The sequence below is a fragment of the Actinomadura spongiicola genome (assembly GCF_003432485.1).
Classification (GTDB): domain Bacteria; phylum Actinomycetota; class Actinomycetes; order Streptosporangiales; family Streptosporangiaceae; genus Spirillospora; species Spirillospora spongiicola.
In genome coordinates, this window is record NZ_QVNQ01000015.1 from 86,449 (window position 1) to 108,494 (window position 22,046).

General features: G+C 70.4%; 24 protein-coding genes. 13 read left to right on the forward strand and 11 right to left on the reverse strand.

Annotated features, from left to right (window positions below; translation table 11 throughout):
• Positions 1 to 9 precede the first annotated feature (9 nt).
• The gene (locus D0T12_RS33220; protein ID WP_117404840.1) at positions 10 to 651 is read right to left on the reverse strand and encodes a TetR/AcrR family transcriptional regulator; all 642 of its coding nucleotides are present in this window, start codon (positions 649 to 651) and stop codon (positions 10 to 12) included.
• Positions 652 to 720: 69 nt separating this feature from the next.
• Here D0T12_RS33220 and D0T12_RS33225 point away from each other — a divergent pair, with 69 nt between their 5' ends.
• Complete coding sequence (locus D0T12_RS33225) at positions 721 to 1,032, forward strand: hypothetical protein (protein WP_117404842.1); 312 nt, start codon at positions 721 to 723, stop codon at positions 1,030 to 1,032.
• 32 nt (positions 1,033 to 1,064) lie between these two features.
• Here D0T12_RS33225 and D0T12_RS33230 read toward each other — a convergent pair whose 3' ends face one another.
• Both D0T12_RS33230 and D0T12_RS33235 read right to left on the reverse strand, forming a co-directional pair.
• A complete protein-coding gene (locus D0T12_RS33230; protein ID WP_117404844.1) occupies positions 1,065 to 1,484 on the reverse strand; it encodes a DUF6463 family protein in 420 nt (139 codons plus the stop codon).
• Positions 1,481 to 2,050, reverse strand: coding sequence for a TetR/AcrR family transcriptional regulator (locus D0T12_RS33235; RefSeq protein ID WP_117404846.1), 570 nt, complete (start codon positions 2,048 to 2,050; stop codon positions 1,481 to 1,483). Before D0T12_RS33235 ends, D0T12_RS33230 begins: the two co-directional genes overlap by 4 nt.
• 479 nt (positions 2,051 to 2,529) lie before the next feature.
• Here D0T12_RS33235 and D0T12_RS33240 point away from each other — a divergent pair, with 479 nt between their 5' ends.
• Entirely contained in the window at positions 2,530 to 2,958 is a 429-nt protein-coding gene (locus D0T12_RS33240) for a hypothetical protein (RefSeq protein WP_147339738.1), read from the forward strand.
• 623 nt (positions 2,959 to 3,581) lie between these two features.
• Here the strand turns inward: D0T12_RS33240 and D0T12_RS33245 are convergent.
• Positions 3,582 to 4,679, reverse strand: coding sequence for a S1 family peptidase (locus tag D0T12_RS33245; protein WP_117404850.1), 1,098 nt, complete (start codon positions 4,677 to 4,679; stop codon positions 3,582 to 3,584).
• Positions 4,680 to 4,761: 82 nt separating this feature from the next.
• On the opposite strand from D0T12_RS33245, the gene D0T12_RS33250 reads away from it, so the two are divergent.
• Positions 4,762 to 5,604, forward strand: coding sequence for a DUF72 domain-containing protein (locus D0T12_RS33250; RefSeq protein ID WP_117404852.1), 843 nt, complete (start codon positions 4,762 to 4,764; stop codon positions 5,602 to 5,604).
• Between the two features lie 83 nt (positions 5,605 to 5,687).
• The gene (locus tag D0T12_RS33255) at positions 5,688 to 6,287 is read left to right on the forward strand and encodes a CBS domain-containing protein (RefSeq protein ID WP_117404854.1); all 600 of its coding nucleotides are present in this window, start codon (positions 5,688 to 5,690) and stop codon (positions 6,285 to 6,287) included.
• A 24-nt stretch (positions 6,288 to 6,311) separates the two neighbouring features.
• Here the strand turns inward: D0T12_RS33255 and D0T12_RS33260 are convergent, their stop codons facing one another.
• Positions 6,312 to 6,833: an HU family DNA-binding protein gene (locus D0T12_RS33260; RefSeq protein ID WP_117404856.1), complete on the reverse strand. Its 522-nt coding sequence runs from the start codon at positions 6,831 to 6,833 to the stop codon at positions 6,312 to 6,314.
• A gap of 192 nt (positions 6,834 to 7,025) precedes the next feature.
• On the opposite strand from D0T12_RS33260, the gene D0T12_RS33265 reads away from it, so the two are divergent.
• The 3 genes from D0T12_RS33265 to D0T12_RS33275 all read left to right on the forward strand — a co-directional run bounded on the left by D0T12_RS33265 (position 7,026) and on the right by D0T12_RS33275 (position 9,700).
• Complete coding sequence (locus D0T12_RS33265; RefSeq protein WP_117404857.1) at positions 7,026 to 8,492, forward strand: carboxylesterase/lipase family protein; 1,467 nt, start codon at positions 7,026 to 7,028, stop codon at positions 8,490 to 8,492.
• A gap of 375 nt (positions 8,493 to 8,867) precedes the next feature.
• A complete protein-coding gene (locus tag D0T12_RS33270) occupies positions 8,868 to 9,224 on the forward strand; it encodes an MmcQ/YjbR family DNA-binding protein (RefSeq protein ID WP_117404858.1) in 357 nt (118 codons plus the stop codon).
• A 284-nt stretch (positions 9,225 to 9,508) separates the two neighbouring features.
• Positions 9,509 to 9,700 (forward strand): hypothetical protein, encoded by a 192-nt coding sequence (locus D0T12_RS33275; protein ID WP_117404859.1) that lies wholly within the window; start codon positions 9,509 to 9,511, stop codon positions 9,698 to 9,700.
• Positions 9,701 to 10,270: 570 nt separating this feature from the next.
• On the opposite strand, the gene D0T12_RS33280 is transcribed toward D0T12_RS33275, so the two are convergent.
• Together D0T12_RS33280 and D0T12_RS33285 are read right to left on the reverse strand one after the other, a co-directional pair.
• Positions 10,271 to 11,419 carry a hypothetical protein gene (locus D0T12_RS33280; protein WP_117404860.1) on the reverse strand — a complete coding sequence of 383 codons (1,149 nt, stop codon included), beginning with the start codon at positions 11,417 to 11,419 and terminating at the stop codon, positions 10,271 to 10,273.
• A gap of 372 nt (positions 11,420 to 11,791) precedes the next feature.
• A complete protein-coding gene (locus D0T12_RS33285; RefSeq protein ID WP_147339739.1) occupies positions 11,792 to 12,709 on the reverse strand; it encodes a hypothetical protein in 918 nt (305 codons plus the stop codon).
• A gap of 251 nt (positions 12,710 to 12,960) precedes the next feature.
• Between D0T12_RS33285 and D0T12_RS33290 the strand changes: the two genes are divergently transcribed.
• Together D0T12_RS33290 and D0T12_RS33295 are read left to right on the forward strand one after the other, a co-directional pair.
• The gene (locus D0T12_RS33290; protein WP_117404862.1) at positions 12,961 to 13,257 is read left to right on the forward strand and encodes a hypothetical protein; all 297 of its coding nucleotides are present in this window, start codon (positions 12,961 to 12,963) and stop codon (positions 13,255 to 13,257) included.
• A 45-nt stretch (positions 13,258 to 13,302) separates the two neighbouring features.
• Positions 13,303 to 13,923 (forward strand): hypothetical protein, encoded by a 621-nt coding sequence (locus D0T12_RS33295; RefSeq protein WP_117404863.1) that lies wholly within the window; start codon positions 13,303 to 13,305, stop codon positions 13,921 to 13,923.
• A gap of 539 nt (positions 13,924 to 14,462) precedes the next feature.
• Here D0T12_RS33295 and D0T12_RS33300 read toward each other — a convergent pair.
• Together D0T12_RS33300 and D0T12_RS33305 are read right to left on the reverse strand one after the other, a co-directional pair.
• Complete coding sequence (locus D0T12_RS33300; RefSeq protein ID WP_117404865.1) at positions 14,463 to 14,840, reverse strand: VOC family protein; 378 nt, start codon at positions 14,838 to 14,840, stop codon at positions 14,463 to 14,465.
• Positions 14,837 to 15,487 (reverse strand): TetR/AcrR family transcriptional regulator, encoded by a 651-nt coding sequence (locus tag D0T12_RS33305; protein ID WP_233526440.1) that lies wholly within the window; start codon positions 15,485 to 15,487, stop codon positions 14,837 to 14,839. The genes D0T12_RS33300 and D0T12_RS33305 overlap by 4 nt, the downstream gene beginning before the upstream one ends.
• Positions 15,488 to 15,748: 261 nt before the next feature.
• Here D0T12_RS33305 and D0T12_RS33310 point away from each other — a divergent pair, with 261 nt between their 5' ends.
• From D0T12_RS33310 to D0T12_RS33325, 4 genes are read left to right on the forward strand one after another with little or no spacing between them, the layout of a single operon-like run.
• Positions 15,749 to 16,660 (forward strand): ABC transporter substrate-binding protein, encoded by a 912-nt coding sequence (locus D0T12_RS33310; protein WP_117404869.1) that lies wholly within the window; start codon positions 15,749 to 15,751, stop codon positions 16,658 to 16,660.
• Positions 16,661 to 16,685: 25 nt separating this feature from the next.
• A complete protein-coding gene (locus tag D0T12_RS33315; protein ID WP_199487853.1) occupies positions 16,686 to 17,726 on the forward strand; it encodes a FecCD family ABC transporter permease in 1,041 nt (346 codons plus the stop codon).
• Positions 17,723 to 18,493, forward strand: a complete 771-nt coding sequence (locus D0T12_RS33320) for an ABC transporter ATP-binding protein (RefSeq protein ID WP_117404871.1) — start codon at positions 17,723 to 17,725, stop codon at positions 18,491 to 18,493. Before D0T12_RS33315 ends, D0T12_RS33320 begins: the two co-directional genes overlap by 4 nt.
• Positions 18,490 to 19,185, forward strand: coding sequence for an adenosylcobinamide amidohydrolase (locus D0T12_RS33325; RefSeq protein WP_325050862.1), 696 nt, complete (start codon positions 18,490 to 18,492; stop codon positions 19,183 to 19,185). Before D0T12_RS33320 ends, D0T12_RS33325 begins: the two co-directional genes overlap by 4 nt.
• A 106-nt stretch (positions 19,186 to 19,291) precedes the next feature.
• Here the strand turns inward: D0T12_RS33325 and D0T12_RS33330 are convergent, their stop codons facing one another.
• Complete coding sequence (locus D0T12_RS33330; RefSeq protein WP_117404872.1) at positions 19,292 to 20,464, reverse strand: hypothetical protein; 1,173 nt, start codon at positions 20,462 to 20,464, stop codon at positions 19,292 to 19,294.
• 93 nt (positions 20,465 to 20,557) lie between these two features.
• Positions 20,558 to 21,784, reverse strand: coding sequence for an AMP-binding protein (locus D0T12_RS33335; RefSeq protein ID WP_117404873.1), 1,227 nt, complete (start codon positions 21,782 to 21,784; stop codon positions 20,558 to 20,560).
• Positions 21,785 to 22,046 lie beyond the last annotated feature (262 nt).

The following is a 22,046-nucleotide window of genomic DNA, read 5'->3' on the forward strand; positions in this document are numbered from 1 at the left end:
CAGGCTCCTTCACGATGGCGGTGGCTGGTCGGGGTCGAGCCCGAGGTACCGGGCGAGCAGGGCCATCTGGTCGGCGTAGTGGCCGACGAACTCGGCGGATCGGGGGTCGGCTCCGGTGATGCCGTGGATGATGTGCGGGAGTGTGGTGGGTGCCATCGCGGCGGCCATCATCGCGATGACCAGGCAGGCGGGATCCAGCTCGGCCGGTAGTCGGCCGGTCGCCTGCAGGGCGCGGACCTCGTCGATACTCCTCCGCGGCCCTTCTGCGCCGTCCCCCGGCCCCTCCGAGGAGCCGGTGTACTGCAGGCCGTTCCAGGCCAGCAGCCGGACGCCGTCGGGGTTGTTCAGCGCCTCCAACGCGTACAGGCGGAGTTGTTCCGGAAGGGGCGTGCCGGGCGGCGCCAACTCGCCTCGCCGCTCTTGCCAGTGCCGCGAGATGGCCTGGTAGAGGCCCTCCTTGCCGTCGAAGTAGTACGAGATCAGTTGCACGTTGACTTTCGCCCTGGCCGCGATCGCGGCGATCCGGGCACCTGCGTATCCGTGCGCGCCGAACTCGGCGAGTGCCGCGTCCAGGATGAGCCTGCGTGTGCGCTCGGCGTCGCGCTGCCGCTCCTGCGGCTTCGGGGACCTGCGTGTCTTCTTCTCGGGCATTTGACGATCATACGTCGGGGCAACTCTGTCAGTTAGATGATTGCTTTAGTCAAGCGGATGTTTGATTAGATGGCAAGCGCGGTCGATCGTCAGGTTGTGAGGACTTGGCTGCATGGGCATACGACCGTCTCGACCTGCGCCGGCGTGCCCGAGACCGAGCTAGATCATGCGATGCGGGAAGCGTTCACCCTGATCACCGACGCGAACCCGCCGTCGCGGTGCTCGGTGTCGGGACTCTCTCACAGGCCATATCCGCCATGGTCCGCGCCCATCGCCATCGCGAAGGGGCGGGTCGGGCTCAAGCGGCAGTCGCTCGTCGAGCTGCGTCTCTTGGCCGCCTGGAACGCACCGGCTGGGCTTGCTGGATTCTGCTTCGATTAAGGACGGCCGTCCGCCGCCGCTTGCGCCCTTGATCATCCGTGACTGATGTGCGTGCTTCGTTCGGCGTCAGGGGTCGAGGAGGTCGGGGTTGTGCCGGAGCAGGTGGTCAGGTAGGCCGCGATGCCGCAGGCCAGGACCAGTACGCCGCCTGACAGCGGGTCGATGACCGCCATCGTGGCGCCTATGAAGACGAGGTAGATCGAGACCGAGGCCGGGAGCGTGCCGGTGGTCCGGATGGCGTGCCGGGCGAAGGAGCCCAGGGCGAAGAAGCCGACGCCCGCGTAGAAGAACCACAGGGCGGACTCCCGTTCGGGGACGCCGTCGATGCCGTCGACGAGGCCGGCGTCCAGCACGTCGCCCCAGGCGTCGGTCATCGTCGCGAAGGCGTAGAGGGTGTGGATGAGGGCGATGAAGAAGATGGCGCGGGGTACCCAGGGGGTCAGCGACTTCACTTCCGTTTCCTTTCCGAGCGGTCGTCCGGTCGATCGGCCAGTCCGATGGCGGCGTTGAAGAGATCGCGCAGTTCCGGTGGTGTGAGCGGTGGGACGACGTGGTCGGCGCCTACCGCGATCAGGTAGAGCAGCCGGGACATGCGGGCGGCCTTGTCGGGGTCGCCGGTCATCTCCACCCACAGCTCGCGCAGGTACTCGGTGCGGGTGCGGTCGATGCGCTCCTGGGCGGCGCGGACCTCGGGATCCTGCTGGGCCCAGGCGCGGACGGCGATCTCCAGGGCAGGGCTCTGCGCCTCGGCGGACACCAGGTCGGTCAGCAAGCGCAGCCGGTCGCGCGCCGGCAACCCGGGCTCGCGCTCGACCAGGTCGATGAATCGGAGGGTTGTCTGGTCGGCGATCCGGTCGAGCAGTGACGTGCGATACCCGGCCATGCCCTTGAAGTGGTGGTAGAACGACCCTTTGCTGAGCCCCAGCCGGTCGGTGAGCCGTTCGATCGTCAGGCCCGGAGCGCCGTGCTCGGCCAGGATCGCCAGTCCCGCGTCCAGCCAGTCTTGTTTGCTCGCCATCGCCGCCGTCCCGAGTCCGTACCATACCGTTTGGTATGTAACCGTACCATACCGTATGGTCTGGCCGGTGCCCGCCAGGGGCCCATGTTCTGGGAGGGCCGCCCATCTGGCTGGACGGAAACGGTGAAGCCGAAGGGTTCTACGACGTCCACGACTTCATCGCGCTGTGCAGCGAGCACTTCGAGAAGGTTGCTCTGAAGCCGATTACATCGACCCGCTCCTGCTTGCGCCCGCCACGCCGGACTGGTTACCGGCTTGCGGCGCACTCTCTCGCTTCCCCGTGGTCGTGCGGGGACCTCTCGTTGGAACAACGTCATACCGAAGCACTACGAGACGGATTCAAACCGCCCGGCCAGACTTGGGCTTCCTGCGATAGTTGGAGCGTTCGCCATAGGTGCCCGGCTTTCGCCGATGTCTTCCGGCGGTTCTTCGGCATGGCGGGCCTGGTGGCGTCTGAGGCACGGCAAGGAGGCATGGACATGGGGGTTTCGCTCTACTACACCGCGCGTCGTGGGCGCGAGCTCGACGAGCGGGAGCGGGAGCGGGTAGCCGAGATCGTGGATGAGGAGAACCGGGAACTACTTGACCGGCTGAATCAACGCCTGCCGGACTGGAAGGACGACGGGACCGTTCCTTCGTCCATCACGGACGCGAAGGAGTTCTGTGAGGGCTTCGGCTTCTACGGGGACGCCGGCACGGAACGGGGCGTGATTCTGGACGGCTCCAGCAAGGTCTCTCATGGCCAGTGCGGAGCCTCGGTCATGTTCGAGCAGTTGGAGTACTACATGCGCTCCACGCTTGGACGGCTCAGATCCGCCCTGCCGGATGCCGAGTGGGACGCCCACGTCGACGGCCATGCGCTGACCTGGGACGAAGAGAACAGCCAGTACACCTTCACCCCCGAGTGAGATGGCACACCAGGACCGGCCGCCCTCTGTCTCAGTAGGCCAGCGCTGGTACCGGTGTATTCGACAGGCCTCATCAGGTTCCGGCGCTCGACCTGCGGCGTGTGCGATGCAATGAGCCGTGAGAGCGGTCGGGCTCTGCTTGACGCACATCGACTTCACGCAGAAGCCGGTCAGGGAAGGTCTCACCACGCCGCGCATGGAAGGCGAGGACGCGCGGGACGGGGTCGATGGGGCAATGGTGGACGTCGGTGGCGGTGATCGCGCCGGTTGCCGGTGATCACCCGGGGTGGGGTCGTGCCAGCGGTCGACCGGAGGACGCAGGTGTTCGCGCCCCGCTGTGCGACGGCGCACTCTGCTGGGCCGCCACCATCCGTCCGCTTCTGGCGGGCCCGCACACAGAAGAGAACATCGATCGCCTCGCCGGATGGGGCCCCTGACCTCGTCGAGCGCGAGGCGCTCTTGCATGCGGCACCGGTTCAGACAACCGGTCGGCGCCTCCGCCGGGCTTCGACAATGTCGTGGCGGAAAGTCTGGGAGAGCGATAACAAACGGGTGGGGATCATCGGCGTCGGGAGAGAGAAAGAAGAATTACCTTCGTCGTCGCTGACAGGAACCGCTTTTCGTCAACTGACTTCGGCGTCGAAGAGTTGGAGGGGTTCGGTCACCGGTTGAAAGAAGGTGACGCCGCCGGTCCGGCAGTCGCCTGAGCCGCCCGAGGTGAGGCCCAGGGCGGTGCTTCCACTGAACAGTGAGCCGCCGCTGTCGCCCGGTTCCGCGCAGACGGTCGTCTGGATCGCCCCGGTGACGGTGCCCTCCGGGTAGTTCACCGTCGCGTTGATGGCGGTGACGGTGCCGGTGCTGACGCCGGTGGTGCTGCCGCTGCGCGTGACGCGCTGGCCCACGACGGCGTCCCCGGCCTCGGTGATCTCCTGGGACTGGCCGTTGTACAGGTTGACGGCGCCCTCCCCGGCTTCTTCCGCACGGACGAGTGCGAAGTCGTCGCCGGGGAAGCTGCTCTGCACGGTGGTGCCGAGGGGCTGGGCGCCCTGCTGGTCGGCGGTCCACGTCTGGACGACGTTGCCGCAATGTCCGGCGGTGAGGAAGAAGTCCTGTCCGCCGCGTTTGACGTTGAAGCCGAGCGAGCATCGGGCACCCTGACCGAAGATCGCGTCGCCGCCGAGCGCGAGAGTGCGGAGGCTGCCGGGGAGGCGGACCATGCGGATCGCCGGGCCCAGCTGCCGGGCCGCGCGGCGGACGGCGGCCATCCGGGCGCCGGTGACGGACTCGTCCGTCCAGACGGTCACCCCGGCCGTGGCGGGGTCGACGGCCCAGCCGGTGCCCGGGATGCCCATGGTCGACGCGCGGAGGGAATCGGTGATCCGCTTCAGTGTCGCGGGGCTTCGCGTCAACGTCTTCGGGACGGCGCCCGCCGCGCGGACCATGGCGGCGTCCGTGGCGTTGGTGACGGTGACGACGGGCCTGCCGGACGAGTCCAGGTAGGCGCCCGCCGTACGGGCGCCGAGCCGGTCGACCAGCGCGGCGGCGAGGGCGTCGGGCGGTCTGTTCGAGGCTCGTTGTCCGGCGAGCGTGGCCTGCTGGCCGGACCGGTCCGGCATCCGAACCGCGTACATCGAACCCGCCACCAAGCCGGCGGATCCGGCGAACACCGCGGTCCACGTGACCACGGTGCGCGTACGGGTCTTGGCGTTACGGCGCGTCATGGGTCCTCCAAGGTCCGGTCTGTGCGTGGAGATACGGCGCGGGGCCGGACGGAGTTCAAGCGGGTTCGGTAGCGTCGGTTTCATGCGGCTTCATGTGGGGTGCGCGATGTGGGCCCATCCGCCATGGCAGGGGCGTTTCCTGCCGCAGTCCGGGGAGCGCCTGCGCGCCTACGCGAGCTGGTGCAACGCGGTGGAGGGCAACACGACCTTCTACGCGACGCCGTCGAGGAGCACGGTGGAGTCGTGGGCGGAGCAGACGGGGCCGGACTTCCGGTTCGTCGTGAAGCTGCCGAAGTCGATCACGCATGAGCGGCGGCTCGCGGACTACGACGAGGAGCTCCGGGCGTTCCTCACCGCGACGGAGCCGCTCGGGCCGCGGGCTCACGCGCTGTGGGTGCAGCTTCCGGGATCGTTCGGCCCGGCGGATCTCGGGGCGCTCGCCGGTTTCCTGCGGCGTCTCCCGGCGGAGCACCGGTACGCGGTGGAGGTGCGTCACCGGGCGTTCTTCGAGGACGCGGGGAGCGCCCGCGACCTCGAACGGGTTCTCGGATCGGCGGGAGCCGAGTGGGTTCCGTTCGACACGACCGTCTTCTTCCAGGGGCGGCCGAACAGCGACGCCGAACGGGACGCGTGGACGAAGAAGCCGCGTGTGCCGCGCCGTTCGGTGGCGCTCACCGACCGTCCCATCGTCCGGTACATCGGACGGGACGACACGGAACGGACGGTCGAAGGCTGGCGTTTCTGGGTCGGAAGAGTCGTCGACTGGCTCCGCGAGGGACGTTCACCGACCTTCTTCGTCCACACGCCGGACAACGCCGAGGCGCTGACGCTCGCCCGCCGCTTCCACGACGAGGTCAGGGAACGGCTTCCGGAGCTCGAACCCCTCCCCGAGCGGGAGCCGGTGGGCCCGCCGACGCTGTTCTGACGCCCGAAGACCGTTCACGCGAGGGTCAGAGCGGCACGGCCCGGGTAGGTGAAAGGGCGTCCTCACCGGAAGGAGAGAACGCCATGCTGGTCCGGGAGGCCATGACCTCGCCCGTCGTGACGATCCCGCCGTCGGCCACCGTCCGGCAGGCCATCAGGGTCCTTCACGAGCACGACGTCACCGCGCTGCCCGTCGCGGACGAGTCGGGGATCATGGTGGGCATCGTCAGCGAGATGGATCTGCTTCAGGGCGTGCTCGAACGCGACCCGAGGGCGTTCGTCCGGCCCGTCGCGACCACGCGGAACCCGTCGCCGCGCCTGGTGGCGGAGGTCATGACCCGCGACGTGGAGATCGCCCGGCCCAACACCGACGTCGCCGTCCTCGCCGAGACGATGATGAAGAGGCGGATCAGGAGCGTGCCGGTGCTGGACGGTCGCGACATCGTCGGCATCGTCAGCCGCCGGGACCTCATCGCCGTCCTGGCCCGCGACGACGCCCGCATCCGCGACGACGTGCTGGCCGCGATCGCCGAGTACGGGCCGGAGGGCGCGCACTGGGACGTGTCGGTGCGGGACGGCGCCGTCGAGTTGCGCGGCAGCGCCGACCGGTCCGCGCGGCGGGTCGCCGACGTCCTCGCCCGGGCCGTTCCCGGCGTCACCCACGTCTCCGTCCGGGACGTTTAGGTCGCGTCCCGGCCGGGCGCGGCGCTACTTGGCGGCCTTGGCACGGCCCTTACCCTTGCCTTTGCCCTTGCCCGACCCCTTCTTCGCGGAGACGGGCTCCACCCTGGCCTTCTTCGGCGCCTTCTTCGGTTCCGCGGCCTTCTTGGTCTTCTTCGCGCCGCTCTTGGCGCGCTTCGGCTTCTTCGCGGGCGCGGGGTCCACGACGACGCTCACCGCCGTTTCCGGCGCGGCGACCGCCGCCACGGCCGGTTCGGCGGCACTCGCGGGGACGCTCCCGGCGACGCGATTCCGGAACGTCTGCCCGGACCGGAACCGTGGCACCTCGGCGGCGGGGACCTCGATCGGCAGGCCGGTGCGCGGGTTACGGGCGCTGCGGGCCACGCGGGACAGCCGGTCGAACGTCCCGAACCCGGTGATCGTGACGCGTTCTCCGGCGCACACCCGTTCCATCACGGTCTCGACCACGGCGTCCACGTGCCGCCGGGCGTCCGCCTCGTCGCTCCCCGCGCGCTCCGCCACGGCCCTGACCAGTTCGCTGCGGTTCATGCGACATGACCTCCACTGATCTGATATGTATCGGGACAGCGTAGACCTGCGCGAAGATCCCGACCCGGAAATCCGTCCCGGTTTCAGCGTGTCTTTCGCCCGGCGGTTTCCATTGGACGGTAGGGCCCTTCACGCCACCCCTCTCCACCGGAAGGATCTCGGCATGGGCGATCGCCAACGGGCAGGTGCGGCATGAACGTCGAGGCGGTCACCACCGTCGGCGCGGTGAGCGGCGTCCGGGAGAACGGTTTGTCCGTCTTCCGTGGGATTCCGTTCGCCCGTCCGCCCGTGGGCGCGCTCCGGTTCGCCGCACCCGAACCGCCGGAGCCGTGGGACGGCGTCCGCCCGTGCACGGCGTTCGGCCCTCCCCCGCCGCAGTCGGCCGCGTTCGGGCCCGCCGCACAGCTCCCGACCGGTGACGACTGGCTGACCTGCAACGTCTGGACACCGGACCCGTCCGCGTCCCTCCCGGTCATGGTGTGGATCTACGGCGGCGCCTACATCATCGGGCACTCCGCCGACCCCGCCTACGACGGCGCCCTCCTGTCCCGGGAGGGCGGCGTCGTCGTGGTGACGTTCAACTACCGCGTGGGCATGGAGGGGTTCGGGCAGATCGAGGACGCCCCCGCCAACCGTGGCCTTCTCGACCAGGTCGCGGCGCTGGCCTGGGTCCGCGACAACATCGCGGCGTTCGGCGGCGACCCGGACGCCGTCACCGTGTTCGGCCAGTCGGCGGGAGCCGGATCGATCGCCGCGCTGCTCGCGATGCCGAGCGCGTCCGGGCTGTTCCACCGGGCCATCGCGCAGAGCGTCCCCGGCACCTACTTCTCCCGCGCACTGGCCGACGACATCGCCGCCGCGATCTCCGGCGAGGCGGGCGTCCGCCCCGTCCGGCGGGACCTCGCCACGGTCACCCCCGACCGCCTCACCAAGGTCGTGGACGCGGTCGCCACCTCCATGGCCGGACGAACCCGCTGGGGTCTGGTCGCCAATACTTCGACTCCGTTCTCCCCGGTCGTGGACGGCGACGTGCTACCCGCGACCCCGTGGGAGGCGCTCGCCACCGGAGCCGCCCGCGACATCCCGCTGATCGCCGGGCACAACCGCGACGAGTTCCGCTTCTTCACCGCCATGGCCGGTCGCGTCGGTCAGATCACCGACGACGAGGCGTCCACGGCGCTGCGCGCCTTCGCCCCGGACCCCTCGGCCTACCGGGCCGCCTTCCCGGACGCCTCCCCCGAGACGCTGTACGAGCTCGTCCAGGGTGACTGGCTGTTCCGCATGCCGAGCGTGCGCCTCGCCGAGGCCCACGCCGCCGCGGGCGGCCGCGCCCACCTGTACGAGCTGACCTGGGAGGCGCCCGGGTTCGGCTCCTGCCATGTGCTGGACGTCCCGCTGGTGTGGGGGAACCTCACCAGCGGCATCGCCAACCTCTTCTTCGGCGGCGCCCCGGACGCGGCCGCGGAACTGTCGGCGACGATCCGCCCCGCTTGGACGGCCTTCGCGACCTCCGGCGACCCGGGCTGGCCCGCTTATGAATCGTCCCGCCGCCTCACCCACGTGCTCAACGACCCACCCGCCGTCGCCCCCTACCCGGAGGAGACGTCCCGCGCACTCTGGTCCCAACACGACTTCGCACCCCTCCCCCTCCTCCCCTAACCCGCAGCCGCGATCCAACCAGTTCCCGAGCGCGGCGGCGAGTGCGGATCCCGGGGGGATGCTCGGCCCCGCGCGGCCGCCTCCCCCGAGCGTGGACCTTTCCGCGTCCGGCGGGCCGAGAGCAGCACCACCGTCCCCGCCGAAGAAGTCGCCGTTCACGAGCACATCGCCGACTACATCGGCCGCCTCGCTATGGCCACTCGCGAACCCCGACCGATACCGCCTCCCGTAGGCGCGTGGGACGGCGCGAACCGCGTCGACGCCGTCGCCGGTCGTGGCGTCGGGAGTGTCGGTCACGCCGGTTAGTCTCGGGATCGGCATGCCGTCCCGGCCACCGACCGCGTTCTCAGCGGCCCAGCGAACGAGGGAAAGCTCATGAGCGAGAAGGACGTCACATCACAGATAAAGGAGATCTGCCTTTCGTTGCCGGAGGTCACCGAAAAACCTTTCGGGGGGCATACCGCGCCTTCCTTTCGAGTCCGCGACAAGTTGTTCGTGATGACGAGTGAGGACGGGCTTTCGATGACGTTCAAGGCGGGGCCGGGGGTGCAGGAGGCTCTTGTCGCCGAGGCCCCGGAGCGTTTCTTCGTCCCGAAGTACGTCGGCAGCAAGGGATGGGTGGGCGCACGTCTCGACGTCGACCACGACTGGGACGAGATGGCCGAACTCATCGAGGACAGCTACCGCCTCATCGCCCCGAAGCGCCTGACGGCCCTCCTGGACCAGCGGTAGCCGCCACCACGACCCCAGCCGTTGGAAGCGGTGACGAGCCGACGACTCCAACCGCCCCGGAGGTGGGAACACCGACCACGGGCGCGAACACCTCGGTGGCCAGAACAATGGCGTCGCAACAACCGACGATGCCCTTGTCCACCATCCCCTCCAACAAGCCCGGCCCCTACACGCCAGCGGGTGCAGGACCGTAAGTCATTGTGGCCGGCCAGCCGTTGGACGTCCTCGTACGGCTCCGCCAAGTCCTTGCTCACGGTCAGGGGCGTCACCACCAGCGTCACCACATGACCCCGGGCTGGCCGTACTCGATCGTGGCCGCGCTGAAGAACGGCTCGACTGCCCGAACGGCACTGCTGGACGCGGTCCGGCTGGAACCGGGCGCCGCTGTGCCGGCCGTCGCCGCCGTCCAACTGCGCCAGGTCGTCGAACGGTTGCCAGCCGCTGGACACACGACGAGCAAGGACTCGACCTCCTGATCGTGCTGGACGCCGACCACGAGGCTCAGCGGCTGGCGTTCCCATGTCCACGTATACGGCTGCGTCGTCCTATCGCGCCGCTCTCCGCACGCCCTTCCTACCTTCACCGCTCGCCCTCCGTACCTTCACCGCGGCGCTTTCCTGCCGGCCGACCTTCGGGTCGAGGTGCTCGGCCGGAACGCGTCCCGACCGCGTACTGCGCCGTCCTACTCCGGACCGCTGCTATGACCCGTTCGGCGGACGCCCGCCCAAGCACGGCACCGAATTCGTCTTCGGTGACCCGGCTAACTGGGGCGCTTCCTCCGCACGCCGAGATCGTCACCATTGGTATCCGCTGCATGTTGGGGATCAAGCTGTAACAAGCCCGACGAGCGGCGCGACCTTCCGAAGGGGCATCGGAAGGTCCTCCGGATGCCGGGCCTGGTATTCGCCAGGGCGACGTTGGACCAAGCTCGACGCCCGCAGAAGTCTCCTCGCGGGAAAGCAGGTGACGGTTGCCGGGGGTGGAGCGCCGTGGCTGGTTTGGGTGGTATGCCCCGCCGTCACCACGACGGCGGGGCACGGTGTCTCTCAGTCGATGGTCGGGCCGGAGATCGGGGTGTAGCCGGTGAACGGGGCGGGGGGCGCTCCGTTGTCGGCGCGGGTGTTGAAAGCCAGTTGGCTGTTGGGTTGGCGGGCCAGCAGGTACTGGGCGAACGGACCGGCCTGAGTGAAGGCCGCCGGGTTACCGGTCACCGGTCCCTCGACGCGCCGGAAGCCGGTGAAGGACCCGTTGCCGGAGTTCTGGGGGTTGGTGTAGATGGCGTTGTCGCCACCGCGGACGTAGACCGCTTGGGAGGTGACGGCGATGTCGCTGGTGGCCGTTACTCCGTCCAGTGGTTTCCAGGTCGATCCGGTGACGGCCAGGCCGCGTACGTAGACCCGGTTGTCCTCGCCCCGGGCGAAGATCTCGAAGGCGTTGACCGCGTCGCTGTCCCGGATCGCGATGTTGCTGGTGACGCGCATGTCGTCGACGGCTCGGAAGCCGGAGGCTCCGCTCGGGCTCACCTGGTTGAGGTAGACGCGGTTGTCGCTGCCCCGGACGAAGATGCGTATGCTGCCGCCGATGGGGCTGAACAAGCGGCTCGCGGTGATGTCGCTGGTGATGAATCCGCCCAGGCTGCTCCAGCCGGCCCAGGAGCCGTTGCGCCTCACGTTGGTCCACACCGCGCCCTCCGGACCCCGGGCGAAGATCCGCACGCTCCCGGCCGGCTCGTCCACCGGGACGATCGACTCGATGTCCCCGGTGACGGTCAGGCCGGGCACCAGCGAGTATCCGGTGACCGCGCCGGAGGGTGTGACGGTGTTGACGAAGACCTGGTTGTCGGTGCCGCGGACGAAGAGATCGACGGAGCCGTTCGAGGTGCCGACGGCGGACGGGTCGCCGACGATGACCCCGCCGAGCGATTGGAAGGGAGCGAATCCGGCGCCCGAGCGGGCGGCGTACAGCAACGCGCCGTCGGTGCCGCGTGCGGCGACCCCCTTGGCCGGAGGAGTGATGGTGGTCCTCTGGCTGGACTGTGCATAGGCGACCTGCGGTGTGCTCAGGTTGGGCAGATCGGTGGCGTAGGCGGGAGGCGTCGCCGCGGCCGTCGTCGCGGGCCCTGCCACTGCCGCCGCGAGTGCCGCGGGCGAGGCGAGTGGGAGCAGACCCGCTGCGGCGGCCAGTGTGACACCCACTCGGACGGTTCTGAGGAACCAAGAGGATTGCTGCACGAAAGAGACCCTTCATCAAGTCGGGAAGTGACTCCTATTCGCCGCCGCAGGCCGACTGGATGATTGACGCTTTGACGAACCTCGGGGGTCGATGCGGCCGGGACCCTCTTACCCCCAGAGCCCGCAGACCGCCGCTGCCGTTCCTTGGCCGCTCGCCGCGCGGTGCGGGTGTGGTCGGTGGTCCCTGCCGTCTCTTCCCCCACTGTGCGGGTGGCTTCGCCAGGGCTCCGCCGACGCCGCCGTGGGCGGACGGCTCCGCCTCCGCGGCGCAGCGCGGTTGGGGCGATTATGGGGCCGGCACGGTCGCCGATGCCGGCATGTGGGGTTGCCGCCGTGTTAGATCGTGAGTCGGTGTGGGCGGCGGTTGAGTTGGGCCAGGCGGGTGGCTATGTGGTCCATGGTGGCGTTGTCGGGGTTCCATCCCCGGTGGAGTAACGCGGTCAGAAGGGCCTCCAGGTAGGGCGCCGGACGGCAGAGGAGTTCCTTCGTCACGGGAAGAATCTCCCAACCCAGTTGGTTGGTCAGCCAGGCTCGGCGGCTCGTGTCGTGTGCGCGGGATTCGGGGCCGGTGTGGTGACGCTCGCCGTCGTATTCGAGGCCGACGCGGTAGTCCGGATAGCCGAGGTCGATGTAGAGGTGGCGGCCCGTCGGACCCGGTACCGGCACCTGCGTGCGCGGACGCGGAAAACCGCAGCGCACCACGGCCATGCGCGTCCAACTTTCGCCGGGGGACGCCGCGCCACGATCGCCGAGGCGGACGATCTCGCGCAGCCGTTTGTTGCCGCGGTAGCCGGGCAGCGTCCGGGCCATCGCCGTGAGTTCGCCGATGTTCACCCCTCGCCGGAGGAACTGGTCGAGCGCCGCGACCGCCTCGTGGCGGGGAAGCCAGCGGGCGCAGTCCAACGCCGTGCGAGAGACTGAGGTCAGGCGGACACCCGCCTTCTCCGTGACGTGGCCGGCGCGCAGTTCCACGTGTTCCGCGGTAACCGGTGAGGGCGGGGTTTCGCAAGTGGGGTGAGTGATGAGTTCGACGCCCCAGTCGGCCTCGGACACTCCCGGGGGCAGGACGTCGAGGCCCCACATCCAGGCGGCGGTGCGACGGGCGACGACCGTGTTTTGAGAGAGGAGGCCGCTGAGTGCTGCGGCCCGCGCGTGGAGGGGCGCTCCCCTGACCGGGATGAAGAACACGCCGTCTCTGACGGGGACGGCCGACTCGGCGGGTGTTCGTTTCCGGGCGCCACTGAACTCGTTCATGTGTTCGATCATGCCCTTCCGTCGTTTCTCCGAAGGGGCACCGAGAAAATGTGGATAACTCTCTGATCGACACGGGGGCGGCGAGTCCGGACGCCCGCGTGGACGGTCGCGATGGCGGCTGATCACTGCGGCGCGCTCTGATGATCGCGAACCCACGTCCGAAGGGGCTGAACGAACGGGTTACTGGGTAGATAGTCGAATGTGTCTGGAGGGCTGGTTGGTCGACGGTCTCGGGCGTCGGGTTGGCTGGTATGGGCAGCGAAGACCGTGCGCTGCCGCTGAAGGCGCGGCGGAGCCGGGAGCCGATCCCCGCCGCCGGGCCGCCGGACGATCTCGGGGAGCGCCGGCGCGAGACCGAGGAGTACGCGCGTCAGGCGATGGTCTCCTCGGCGCGAGCCCATGACCGGGCCGCGGTGTTGCTGGAACGAATGGCCGTCGCCCACCCGGACGAGGCGGACGCGCATCTGCAGTCGGCCGCCCGGCACCGCCGGTGGGCGGAGAACGACCGGAGGCTGGCGGAGAAGCACGCGCCCGGCGACGATCAATGATCGGGTGGGGTTCGTCGCACGGTGTCCGGTGGAGGACGGGAGATCATGACCGCTCTGGAAACGACTCGGCGTTCGTTGCACGGGGTCGCCGAACTGGTGCTCGCCGGACCGCAATACCGGCAGAGCGGGACGATTCGGCTGGCGGTCGTTCCGGGCGGGTTCGTCACCGTCAAGGACCCTGACCTGCGGGTGAACGGTTCGGAGCTGGTGGCCGGTGACCGGCAGGTTCCACTGAACGGCGCCACCTGCAGGGAGCTCGCCGCGGCCGCCGGTCTCGACGCGGGCGGCCCGGAAGGGCTTTACGAGGACGGCAGCGGCGTCGGATTGGACGAGGTCCTCGACGTGGACGCGGAGTCGGCCCGGTACATCGCGGACGTCTTCGGACGCGGACACGAGGCGCTCACAGGGTTCGCGCCGGAAACCACGCCGGTGCTGTGGCCCGAACACTTCGACGTGGGGATCAGTCTCGACGAAGTCAACTACGGCGTCGCCTTGGGGGACGCGCACGTCGACGAGCCCTACGCCTACGCCGGGCCGTGGGAGCCGCGTCAGGGGCCGTTCTGGAACGTCACCTTCGGGGCGGCGCGCCCGCTCCGGCAGTTGGACGGCCCCGCCGCCCTGCGCGACTTCTTCACCGAGGCCAGGGAGCGGGCCGCCCGCTCCTGAAGAGGACGTTCCTCACGGGAAATGAACTCGTACAGGTTGCCGCCGGCGTCCCAGAAGTAGAGCCGCGACCACCGTTCGGATGGTCGTGGTCGACCGGACCGTTGTCAGCGGGCGCGGGTTCACCCTGGTTGGACGGCTCCTGGCCCTGCGGTCCTCACGGAGATGAACTTGTACAGGTTGCCGTTGGCGCCCCAGAAGTAGACGCTGCGGCCGCCGTTCGGGTGGCCGCGGTCGACGAGGCCGTTGACGGCGGGCGCGGGTTCACTCTGGTTGGACGGCTCGTGGCCCTTGTAAGGGTTCCACCGAGGCGGGGGCGGGCCGGCCCGCTCCTGGAGAGAACGGTCCTCACGGAGATGAACTTGTACAGGTTGCCACTGGCGTCCCAGAAGTAGACGCTGCGGCCGCCGTTCGGGTGGCCGTGGTCGATGAGGCCGTTGACGGCGGGCGCGGGTTCACTCCCGTTGGACGGGTCCGCGGCCTTGCATGGCCTTCTTACCGAGGCCAGGGGGCGGGTCGCGCGCTTGTGAAGGGGGCGGGCGTCACAGGGAGATGAGTTCGTAGAGGTTGCCGCTGGGGTCCGAGAAGTAGAGGCCGCGGCCGCCGTTCGGGTGGTTGTTGTCGACGAGGCCGTTGGTGGCGTGCGCGGGGTCGCTTCCGTAGGGGATTTCGTGGGCCTTCAGGCGGCCGATGATGTCGTCGAATGTTTCGGTGTCCACGTTGAAGGCCAGGTGGTGTCCCTGCGGGTGCGCGACGGTCATGAAGTCGAGGGTGAGGGAGTCGTTCACCCGGATCGGGACGAAATGTGGCGCGTGCGGGTGCGGGCCGGTGTAGCGCAGACCCATGGCGGAGGCGAAGAAGCGGGCGGCCTCGTCGTTGTCGGTGGCGGTGACGACCGTGTGGTCGAGGGTGATCGTCATTCGGTGCTTCGCTCCTTGAGGGCGCCGTGCAGGAAGACGTCCAGATACTCCTCGATGGACGGCGCGTCAGGGCCGGTGTGGGGACGGGACCGGGCGAATAGCAGGCCCATGAACAGGCTCGCCAGTTGCGCGGGTGGCAGGCGCAGCCGGTCGCGATCGGGTTCGAACAGCTCGGCGATGGCGTCGCGGGTGCGGTTCATGGCGGTGTCGCGGTCGGGCAGGGACGGGCGGCCTTCGCCATCGGGCGGCGCGTCGTCTTCGCCGGGGGTGGGCGGTGTGGGGGGCTCTCGGCGGCCGGTGGCGCGGAGGGCGCCGAGGATCATGCCCATGCGGTCGAGGTAGGCCTCGACGGCGGCGCCGACCTCAGCGAGGCGGTCGCGCAGCGGGCCGTCGAGCGGGATCCCCGCGATCTCGGCCAGGACGTGGTCGGGGCGCAGCGCCTCGGCGACGCACGCGTCCAGCAACTCGTTCTTGTCGGCGAACACGCGGAAGATCGTCGCCTCGCCGATTCCGGCGGCGCGGGCGATCTGGCCGGTGGTGACCGCCGTGCCGTGCTCGGCGACCAGCGGCAACGCGGTACGGACGATCATTTCGCGGCGCCGCTCGGGACTCATCCCGGGGGCACGGCGGCGGGCGGCGCTCTCCATGCCGAGAACTGTACGGAGTGAGTACTCACTCCGTCAAGTCCCAGGCCCATGACCGGGGAAGATCCCGATATGGGCGGCTGATACCGTTACGGTGCTGCGCGCCAGGAGCGAAGTCCGGTGTGAACCCGGCGCTGTCCCGCAACTGTGGTGTCCCCTTGAGGCCGAGCCAGGTCGCCTCCTCGCGCGCCGACGTTCGTCGACCTCGTGGAAGGGCGATCCGTCATAGGCGGCCCGCGGCTTCCCTCCAGCCTGGAGGCTCCAGTGAGACCCGTACGTTCCCTTGTCGCGGTGATGGCGATCGTCGTCGCGTTCACCGGCGCATGTGGCGACGGCGATACCAAGGACGGTACGTCCGGCGCGAAGACCGTCACCGTTCAGGCCGCCAATGGCGCGGTGACCGTCCCGGCGAACCCGAAGCGCATCGTGTCCCTCTCCCCCACCCACACCGAGACGCTGTTCGCGATCGGCGCCGGGCCGCAGGTGGTGGCCGTGGACGACTATTCGAACTTCCCGGCGAACGCGCCCCGCACGAAGCTGTCGGGATTCAAGCCGAACGCCGAGGCGGTCATCGCCTACAAGCCGGACCTCGTCGTTCTGTCCGATGACCTGAACGGCATCGTCAAGGCGCTGGAGAAGGTCGGGGTCCCGGTGTTGCTGGAGCCCGCGGCGGCCGGGCTCGACGAGGCCTATGACGAGATCAACGACCTCGGGCGGGCGACCGGGCACGTCGCGGAGGCGACGAAGGTCGTCGACGGAATGCGGGCCGAGATCCAGAAGACGGTCGCCGCGTCGTCCAAGGCGAAGGGCCTCAGCTACTACCACGAGCTCGACAACCAGCTGCATTCGGTGACCTCCAAGACGTTCGTCGGTCAGGTGTACGGGTTGTTCGGCCTCCGCAACGTCGCGGACGCGGCCGACAAGGCGAGCGGCGGATACCCGCAACTGTCCCGCGAGTACCTCGTCAAGCAGGATCCCGACCTGATCTTCCTCGCGGACACCAAATGCTGCGGCCAGAACGCCGCCGCGCTCGCGAAACGTCCCGGCTGGGGCGAGCTGGGCGCGCTCAAGAACAAGGGCGTCGTCGAACTGGACGACGACATCGCCTCCCGCTGGGGACCGCGTCTGCCCGAGTTCGTGAAGGCGATCGGCGTCGCGGTGCAGAACGTCCGATGACCACCGTCCCGAGAGGTCTCCGCACGTGAGAGGGGACGCCGGGCGGGCCAGGTTGCGGGTCACGCATCTCGGAACGGCGGTGGCGCTGCTCGCGGCGACGCTGCTGGTCGGGATCCTGGTGGGGTCGGCGGGGCTGCCCGTCGGCGGGGTGCTGAAGGCGCTCGTCGACAGGGTGCCGTTCGTGGACGTCGACTCGGGGCTCGGCGTGATCGACGAGAACGTGCTGTTCGAGCTGCGGCTGCCGAGGGCGCTGATGGCGGCGCTCGTCGGCGGGTTGTTGGCGATGGCGGGCGCCGGATACCAGGGCGTGTTCCGCAACCCGCTCGCCGACCCGTATCTGCTCGGCGCGGCGGGCGGCGCCGGGGTCGGCGCGACCGTGGTGATCGTGCTGGTGCCCGGCGACCCGGGGTTCGGGGTGCCGCTCGCGGCGTTCGTCGGCGCGGTCTTCGGGGTGTTCCTGTCGTACGCGCTGGGCCGCTCGGCGGGGCGCGGGAACGCGGCGACGCTGGTTCTGGCGGGCGTCGCGGTGTCGTCGTTCCTGGCGGCGGTGCAGACGTTCGTCCAGCAGCTGAAGGCGGAGGAACTCCAGCGGATCTTCTCGTGGATCCTCGGCGGGGTCGGGACTGCGGACTGGTACCAACTCGGGCTGGTCGCCCCGTACGCGCTGGTGTCGACGGCGGTGCTGCTGGCGCACGGGCGGCTGCTGGACGTGCTGAGCGTCGGGGACGAGGAGGCGGCGTCGCTCGGGCTGTCGGCGGCGCGGGTGCGGCTGGTGGTGCTCGTCGCGGCGTCGCTGGCGACGGCGTCCGCCGTGGCGGTGAGCGGGCTGATCGGGTTCGTCGGGATCGTGGTGCCGCATGCCGTGCGGCGGCTCGCGGGCGGTTCGTACCGGATCGTCCTGCCGCTGTCGTTGCTGGGCGGCGCCGCGTTCCTGGGGCTCGCCGACCTGGTGGCGCGGACGGTGATCGAACCCGGCGAGCTTCCGTTGGGAGTGGTGACCGCGTTCGTCGGCGGTCCGTTCTTCGTTCTGGTCCTGCGCGCGAGCCGCAGGCAGGTGGCGACATGACGGTCGAGGTCCGGGACCTGGACGTGGCCCTCGGCGGACGCCCGGTGTTGAAGGGCGTGTCGCTGGACGTCCCGGCCGGGTCGTGGACGGCGGTCATCGGGCCGAACGGCGCGGGAAAGTCGACGCTGCTGCGTGCCGTGCTGGGGCTGGTGCCGTCCCGTGGCGCCGTCACCGTGGCGGACACCGACCTCCGGGCGCTGAATCCGAGACGGCGGGCCCGGCTGATCGCCTACGCGCCGCAGAGCCCGAACGTCCCGGTGGGGATGACGGTCTTCGACTACACGTTGCTCGGACGGGCCCCGTACGTCCCGCACCTCGGGCGGGAGAGCGCACGCGACCGGGTCATCGCGGCGGGCGTCCTCGACCGGCTGGACATGGCGGCGTTCGCGGCGCGCCCGCTGGAACAGCTGTCGGGCGGTGAGCGGCAGCGGGCGGTGCTGGCGCGGGCGCTGGCGCAGCAGACGCCGGTACTGCTGCTGGACGAGCCGACCACCGCCCTGGACATCGGCCACCAGCAGCAGGTCATGGAACTGGTCGACCACCTGCGGATCTCCGACGGGCTGACCGTGGTGACGACGATCCACGACCTCACGCTGGCGGGCCAGTACGCCGACGCCCTGGTCCTCCTGTCGGGCGGGCGGGTCGCCGCGGCCGGACCTCCCGGTGAGGTCCTCACCCGTTCCATCGTCGAGGAGCACTTCGACGCGCGGGTGCGCGTCTCCCCCGGCCCCGGGGACCGGCCGATCCTGTCGCTGGAGCGTCCGTGAACGTGGAGACGGTGTGGCGGGACGAGGACGGGAAGCGGCTCGCGGCGACGGTGTGGCGGGCCGGTGACGGGCATCGCATGATCTCGTCCGCGATGCTGGGCGGCGGGATCGGCCCGGCCCGGTGGGTGCTGAACGCGCAGGTCGCGGGGGGCTACTCGCGCATGGACCCGGTCGTCCATCTGGAGGAGTTGGCGAGGGCGTACGGGCTCGACGGTCCCGGCGTCGGGATGCTCACGGCCGCGTCGGTGTCCCGCACCTTGCGCCGGGACGACGAGGGCGTGAACGTGTCGGCGACGGTCGGGCTGCGCGTCCCGACCTGGGCGGCCGCGCCCGCCGGGACGCCCGATCCGGAACTGGCGCCGATGCACCTGGACGGCACGACACCGCCCGCGTGGACCCCGGGAACCGTCAACATCGTCGTCGCCGTTCCCGTGCCGCTGACCGACGCGGCGCTGGTGAACGCGGTCGTCACCGCGACCGAAGCCAAGACGCAGGCGCTTCTCGAAGCGGGCTTCCCCTGCACGGGCACCGCGTCCGACGCCGTCTGCGTCGCCGCGACGACCGGCGGCGGGACGGCCGAGCCGTTCGCGGGACCGCGTTCCGTCTGGGGCGCGAGGATCGCCCGCGCCGTGCACGCCGCCGTCCACGCCGGGGCACTCGACTACGCCGCGTATCTGGACGCGCGGGGATGACACCGGCCGCCGTACCACCCCGGTGCGATACGGCGGCCGGTTCAGGGCCAGAGCAATGTGGGAAGGGCCTCACCTCCTCCTGGGGATCGTCGCGCCGGTATGCGGATCACCCGGCGTGCGGAAGGCGATGTCCGTTCAGGGGCCGGGTGTCGGGGGGCAGGCCGTTCGCCGGCAGGGTGTGCAGTCCGGTCGGCGGCTCGCGGTCGACGGCGGGGCGCTCGCCACCGTCGCGGCGTCCTTCCGCGACGGTGGAGAGCGCGTCGACGCGGCGGCGCGCACGGTCGGCCTCCGCGCGGGCCGCGTCACGCTCGGCGGTGACCGTCTTCAGCGCGGCGCGCAGCTCTTCTACCGTGCGGGACAGCTGCCGGTTGTGCCGGTCGTACTCGCGGGCCCGCGCCTGGTTCTGGTCGCGGTCGGCGACGGCCTGGCCGCGCTTGGCCTCGGCGTCGCGGACGGCGGAGCGCAGGTCCTCGGCGGAGCGTTGCGCGGCGTCCGCCTCGACGCGCTGCCCCTCGACGAGGGTCTCGGCCTCCGACAGCCGCCGGTGCAGGGTGACCAGTTCCGCGCGGGCGTTCTCCAGCGACGCGAGCAGCTCGCCCTCCCGGGCGGCGACACGGTCGCGTTCACGTTCGGCGGCCTCGGCGCGGGTCCGGGAGGAGGCCGCCTCCCGCCATGCGGCCTCCTCCCGCCGCCGTGACGCGTCGCGCTCCCGCCGCGCGATCGCGATGTCCCCGGCGGCGTCGGCGCGGGCCGCGGCGACCCGCCGTTCGACTCCCGCGACGCTCAACTCCGAATTGAGCGCGCCCGCGAGCCGATGGGCCGCGCCCTCAAGCCGGTCGACCATCTCCCAGGCCCAGGCGACCTGGCCGGTCAGGCCCGTGGAATCCAGACCGCGCTCGCGGGCCTCCCTGGCGGCCCGCTCGCACTCCGCGCCGTCCAGGCACTGCCGCCCGGTGGGAGCGCCGTGCGCCGGCTGCGGCACGGGCCGTCCGCAGCCGGCGCACGGCCGGACCGCGACCGGGTCACCGAGGCGTGTGATCCCGGTCCGGTCGTCCGTGGACGGTGGCGCGGCGCCTGTCACGGCGGTCGTAGCGGCGTCACCGTCGGGGGAGCCGGGTCCCGTCTCCTGAGCGTTCTCCGCGCGGCGTGCGGCCTGCACGCGGGCCGCGAAACCCGCGCGGAGTCCGGGGCTCGGGTCGGAACCGGGAAGGTCGGTCTTCGTCGGGGCGGCTTGGGTCGGGACGGCGTCGTCGAGCGGGGCGACCTTCTGGTCCTTCATGTGCCGTTGTACGCACCGAGGCTCGGAGGCGTTCGACGTTCAGGTGACAAGGGTGTGGCGACAACGGTGTCGGGACCGTTCCGGGAGGTGCGTTCAGCCGGTGCGGCGGTCGCTCAGGTAGAGCCAGCCGTCCTCGTCGAGGCGGCCGTGGTCGCCGCGCGTCCAGAGGCCGTCGGGCATCGCGGACGCGGTCGCGGCCGGGTCGCCGTGATACTCGAATCCGGGGTGGCCGCCGGCGTGGATCAGGCCCGTCTCCCCGGCCGGCAACTCGCCGCCGTCCGCGTCCAAAATCCTGATCTTGACGCCGTCGACGGGGCGGCCGACCGTGCCGGGCCGGGCGAGCCACTCGCGCGGGGTGGCGACGACGAGGGGACCGCTCTCCACGGCGCCGTAGTACTCGTACAGGACGGGCCCCCACCAGTCGATCATCCGTCGCTTGGCGTCCACGGGCAGGAGCGGCGCGGCGTGGAACACCTGCCGCAGCGACGACACGTCGTAGCGGGCCCTGACGTCGTCCGGCAACGCGAGCATCCGGTGCAGCATCGCCGGGTCCATGAACGCGCAGGTGACGCCGTGCCGCTGGATCAGTTCGAGGGTGTGCTCCGGCCGGAACCGGGAGGCGATCACGACGGCGTGGCCGAGGTGCAGCGCCAGCATCGTGTGGACGCAGGCGGCGTAGTCGGACAGCGGCGCGACGGCGAGGTGGACGTCGTCGCCGGGCACGAGGTCCAGCGCTCGGGCCGGCGACCGCCGCCAGAGGTCGATCATGGCCTCCGGCGGAACGTCGAGCAGCGGCCGCCGGACGCCTCTGGGCCGTCCCGCCGTCCCGGACGTGTAGGGCATGATCGAGCCGGTGCGCCGCTTGCCCGGCGGCTCGGCTCCGCCCGACACGCACAGCCCGGCCAGCGAGCGGAACCCGGTCGCGGGCCCGGCGCTCACCCGTCCCTCGGCGGGGACGCCCGCCTCGTCCGCCGCCTCCGTCACGACGCCGGCGTACGCGCTTTCGGTCACGACCGCCCGAGCCCCGGAATCGGACAGGACGTGACCGATCTCGGGCGCCGCCAGGTCGCCGCTCACGGGCACGAGGTAGAGGCCCGACTGCATGGCGGCGAGCAGGACGGTGAGGAATTCGAGCCGGTTTCCCAGAACGGCCGCAAGCACGTCACCGGGCTGAAGCCCCAACGGGTCGAACGCGTTCGACAGGCGATTCACCTCGGCGTGCAGTTCCCCGTAGGACACCGGCACGCCGGGGGCCAGTACCGCGGGCCGGTCCGGGTCTTTCTGCGCGATCTCGTAGAAGCCGACGCCTTCGACGTCCATTCGGCACTCCTTAACCAGGTTCAGAGGCTCAGTTGATGACCTTCACGTCTATCTGACCTAAATCGTGGCGACCAAGTCAAGATTGTGGACGGTCCACAAACGCGCGTCCAGGTGTATCGGCCGGTCCGAGTCGGCGATTGCGCTGCACCGGACGGGACATATTTCGAGAGAGCGACGAGTTCAGACCGGTGCGCCGATGCCCCTTTCCGGCCCTGGACCGGCAACGGACGTCAAACGAAACGACTTCGTAGAGGCCGCCGAT

What these genes read in the sequence shown, in the direction of transcription:
- D0T12_RS33260 (WP_117404856.1), bottom strand. Translation starts at nt 6,833, where the DNA reads ATGAACCGCAGCGAACTGGTCAGGGCCGTGGCGGAGCGCGCGGGGAGC.
- D0T12_RS33270 (WP_117404858.1), top strand. Translation starts at nt 8,868, where the DNA reads ATGAGCGAGAAGGACGTCACATCACAGATAAAGGAGATCTGCCTTTCG.
- D0T12_RS33300 (WP_117404865.1), bottom strand. Translation starts at nt 14,840, where the DNA reads ATGACGATCACCCTCGACCACACGGTCGTCACCGCCACCGACAACGAC.
- D0T12_RS33220 (WP_117404840.1), bottom strand. Translation starts at nt 651, where the DNA reads ATGCCCGAGAAGAAGACACGCAGGTCCCCGAAGCCGCAGGAGCGGCAG.
- D0T12_RS33235 (WP_117404846.1), bottom strand. Translation starts at nt 2,050, where the DNA reads ATGGCGAGCAAACAAGACTGGCTGGACGCGGGACTGGCGATCCTGGCC.
- D0T12_RS33320 (WP_117404871.1), top strand. Translation starts at nt 17,723, where the DNA reads ATGACGGTCGAGGTCCGGGACCTGGACGTGGCCCTCGGCGGACGCCCG.
- D0T12_RS33240 (WP_147339738.1), top strand. Translation starts at nt 2,530, where the DNA reads ATGGGGGTTTCGCTCTACTACACCGCGCGTCGTGGGCGCGAGCTCGAC.
- D0T12_RS33335 (WP_117404873.1), bottom strand. Translation starts at nt 21,784, where the DNA reads ATGGACGTCGAAGGCGTCGGCTTCTACGAGATCGCGCAGAAAGACCCG.
- D0T12_RS33250 (WP_117404852.1), top strand. Translation starts at nt 4,762, where the DNA reads ATGCGGCTTCATGTGGGGTGCGCGATGTGGGCCCATCCGCCATGGCAG.
- D0T12_RS33305 (WP_233526440.1), bottom strand. Translation starts at nt 15,487, where the DNA reads ATGGAGAGCGCCGCCCGCCGCCGTGCCCCCGGGATGAGTCCCGAGCGG.
- D0T12_RS33265 (WP_117404857.1), top strand. Translation starts at nt 7,026, where the DNA reads ATGAACGTCGAGGCGGTCACCACCGTCGGCGCGGTGAGCGGCGTCCGG.
- D0T12_RS33245 (WP_117404850.1), bottom strand. Translation starts at nt 4,679, where the DNA reads ATGACGCGCCGTAACGCCAAGACCCGTACGCGCACCGTGGTCACGTGG.
- D0T12_RS33285 (WP_147339739.1), bottom strand. Translation starts at nt 12,709, where the DNA reads ATGAACGAGTTCAGTGGCGCCCGGAAACGAACACCCGCCGAGTCGGCC.
- D0T12_RS33330 (WP_117404872.1), bottom strand. Translation starts at nt 20,464, where the DNA reads ATGAAGGACCAGAAGGTCGCCCCGCTCGACGACGCCGTCCCGACCCAA.
- D0T12_RS33290 (WP_117404862.1), top strand. Translation starts at nt 12,961, where the DNA reads ATGGGCAGCGAAGACCGTGCGCTGCCGCTGAAGGCGCGGCGGAGCCGG.
- D0T12_RS33225 (WP_117404842.1), top strand. Translation starts at nt 721, where the DNA reads ATGGCAAGCGCGGTCGATCGTCAGGTTGTGAGGACTTGGCTGCATGGG.
- D0T12_RS33295 (WP_117404863.1), top strand. Translation starts at nt 13,303, where the DNA reads ATGACCGCTCTGGAAACGACTCGGCGTTCGTTGCACGGGGTCGCCGAA.
- D0T12_RS33275 (WP_117404859.1), top strand. Translation starts at nt 9,509, where the DNA reads ATGACCCCGGGCTGGCCGTACTCGATCGTGGCCGCGCTGAAGAACGGC.
- D0T12_RS33255 (WP_117404854.1), top strand. Translation starts at nt 5,688, where the DNA reads ATGCTGGTCCGGGAGGCCATGACCTCGCCCGTCGTGACGATCCCGCCG.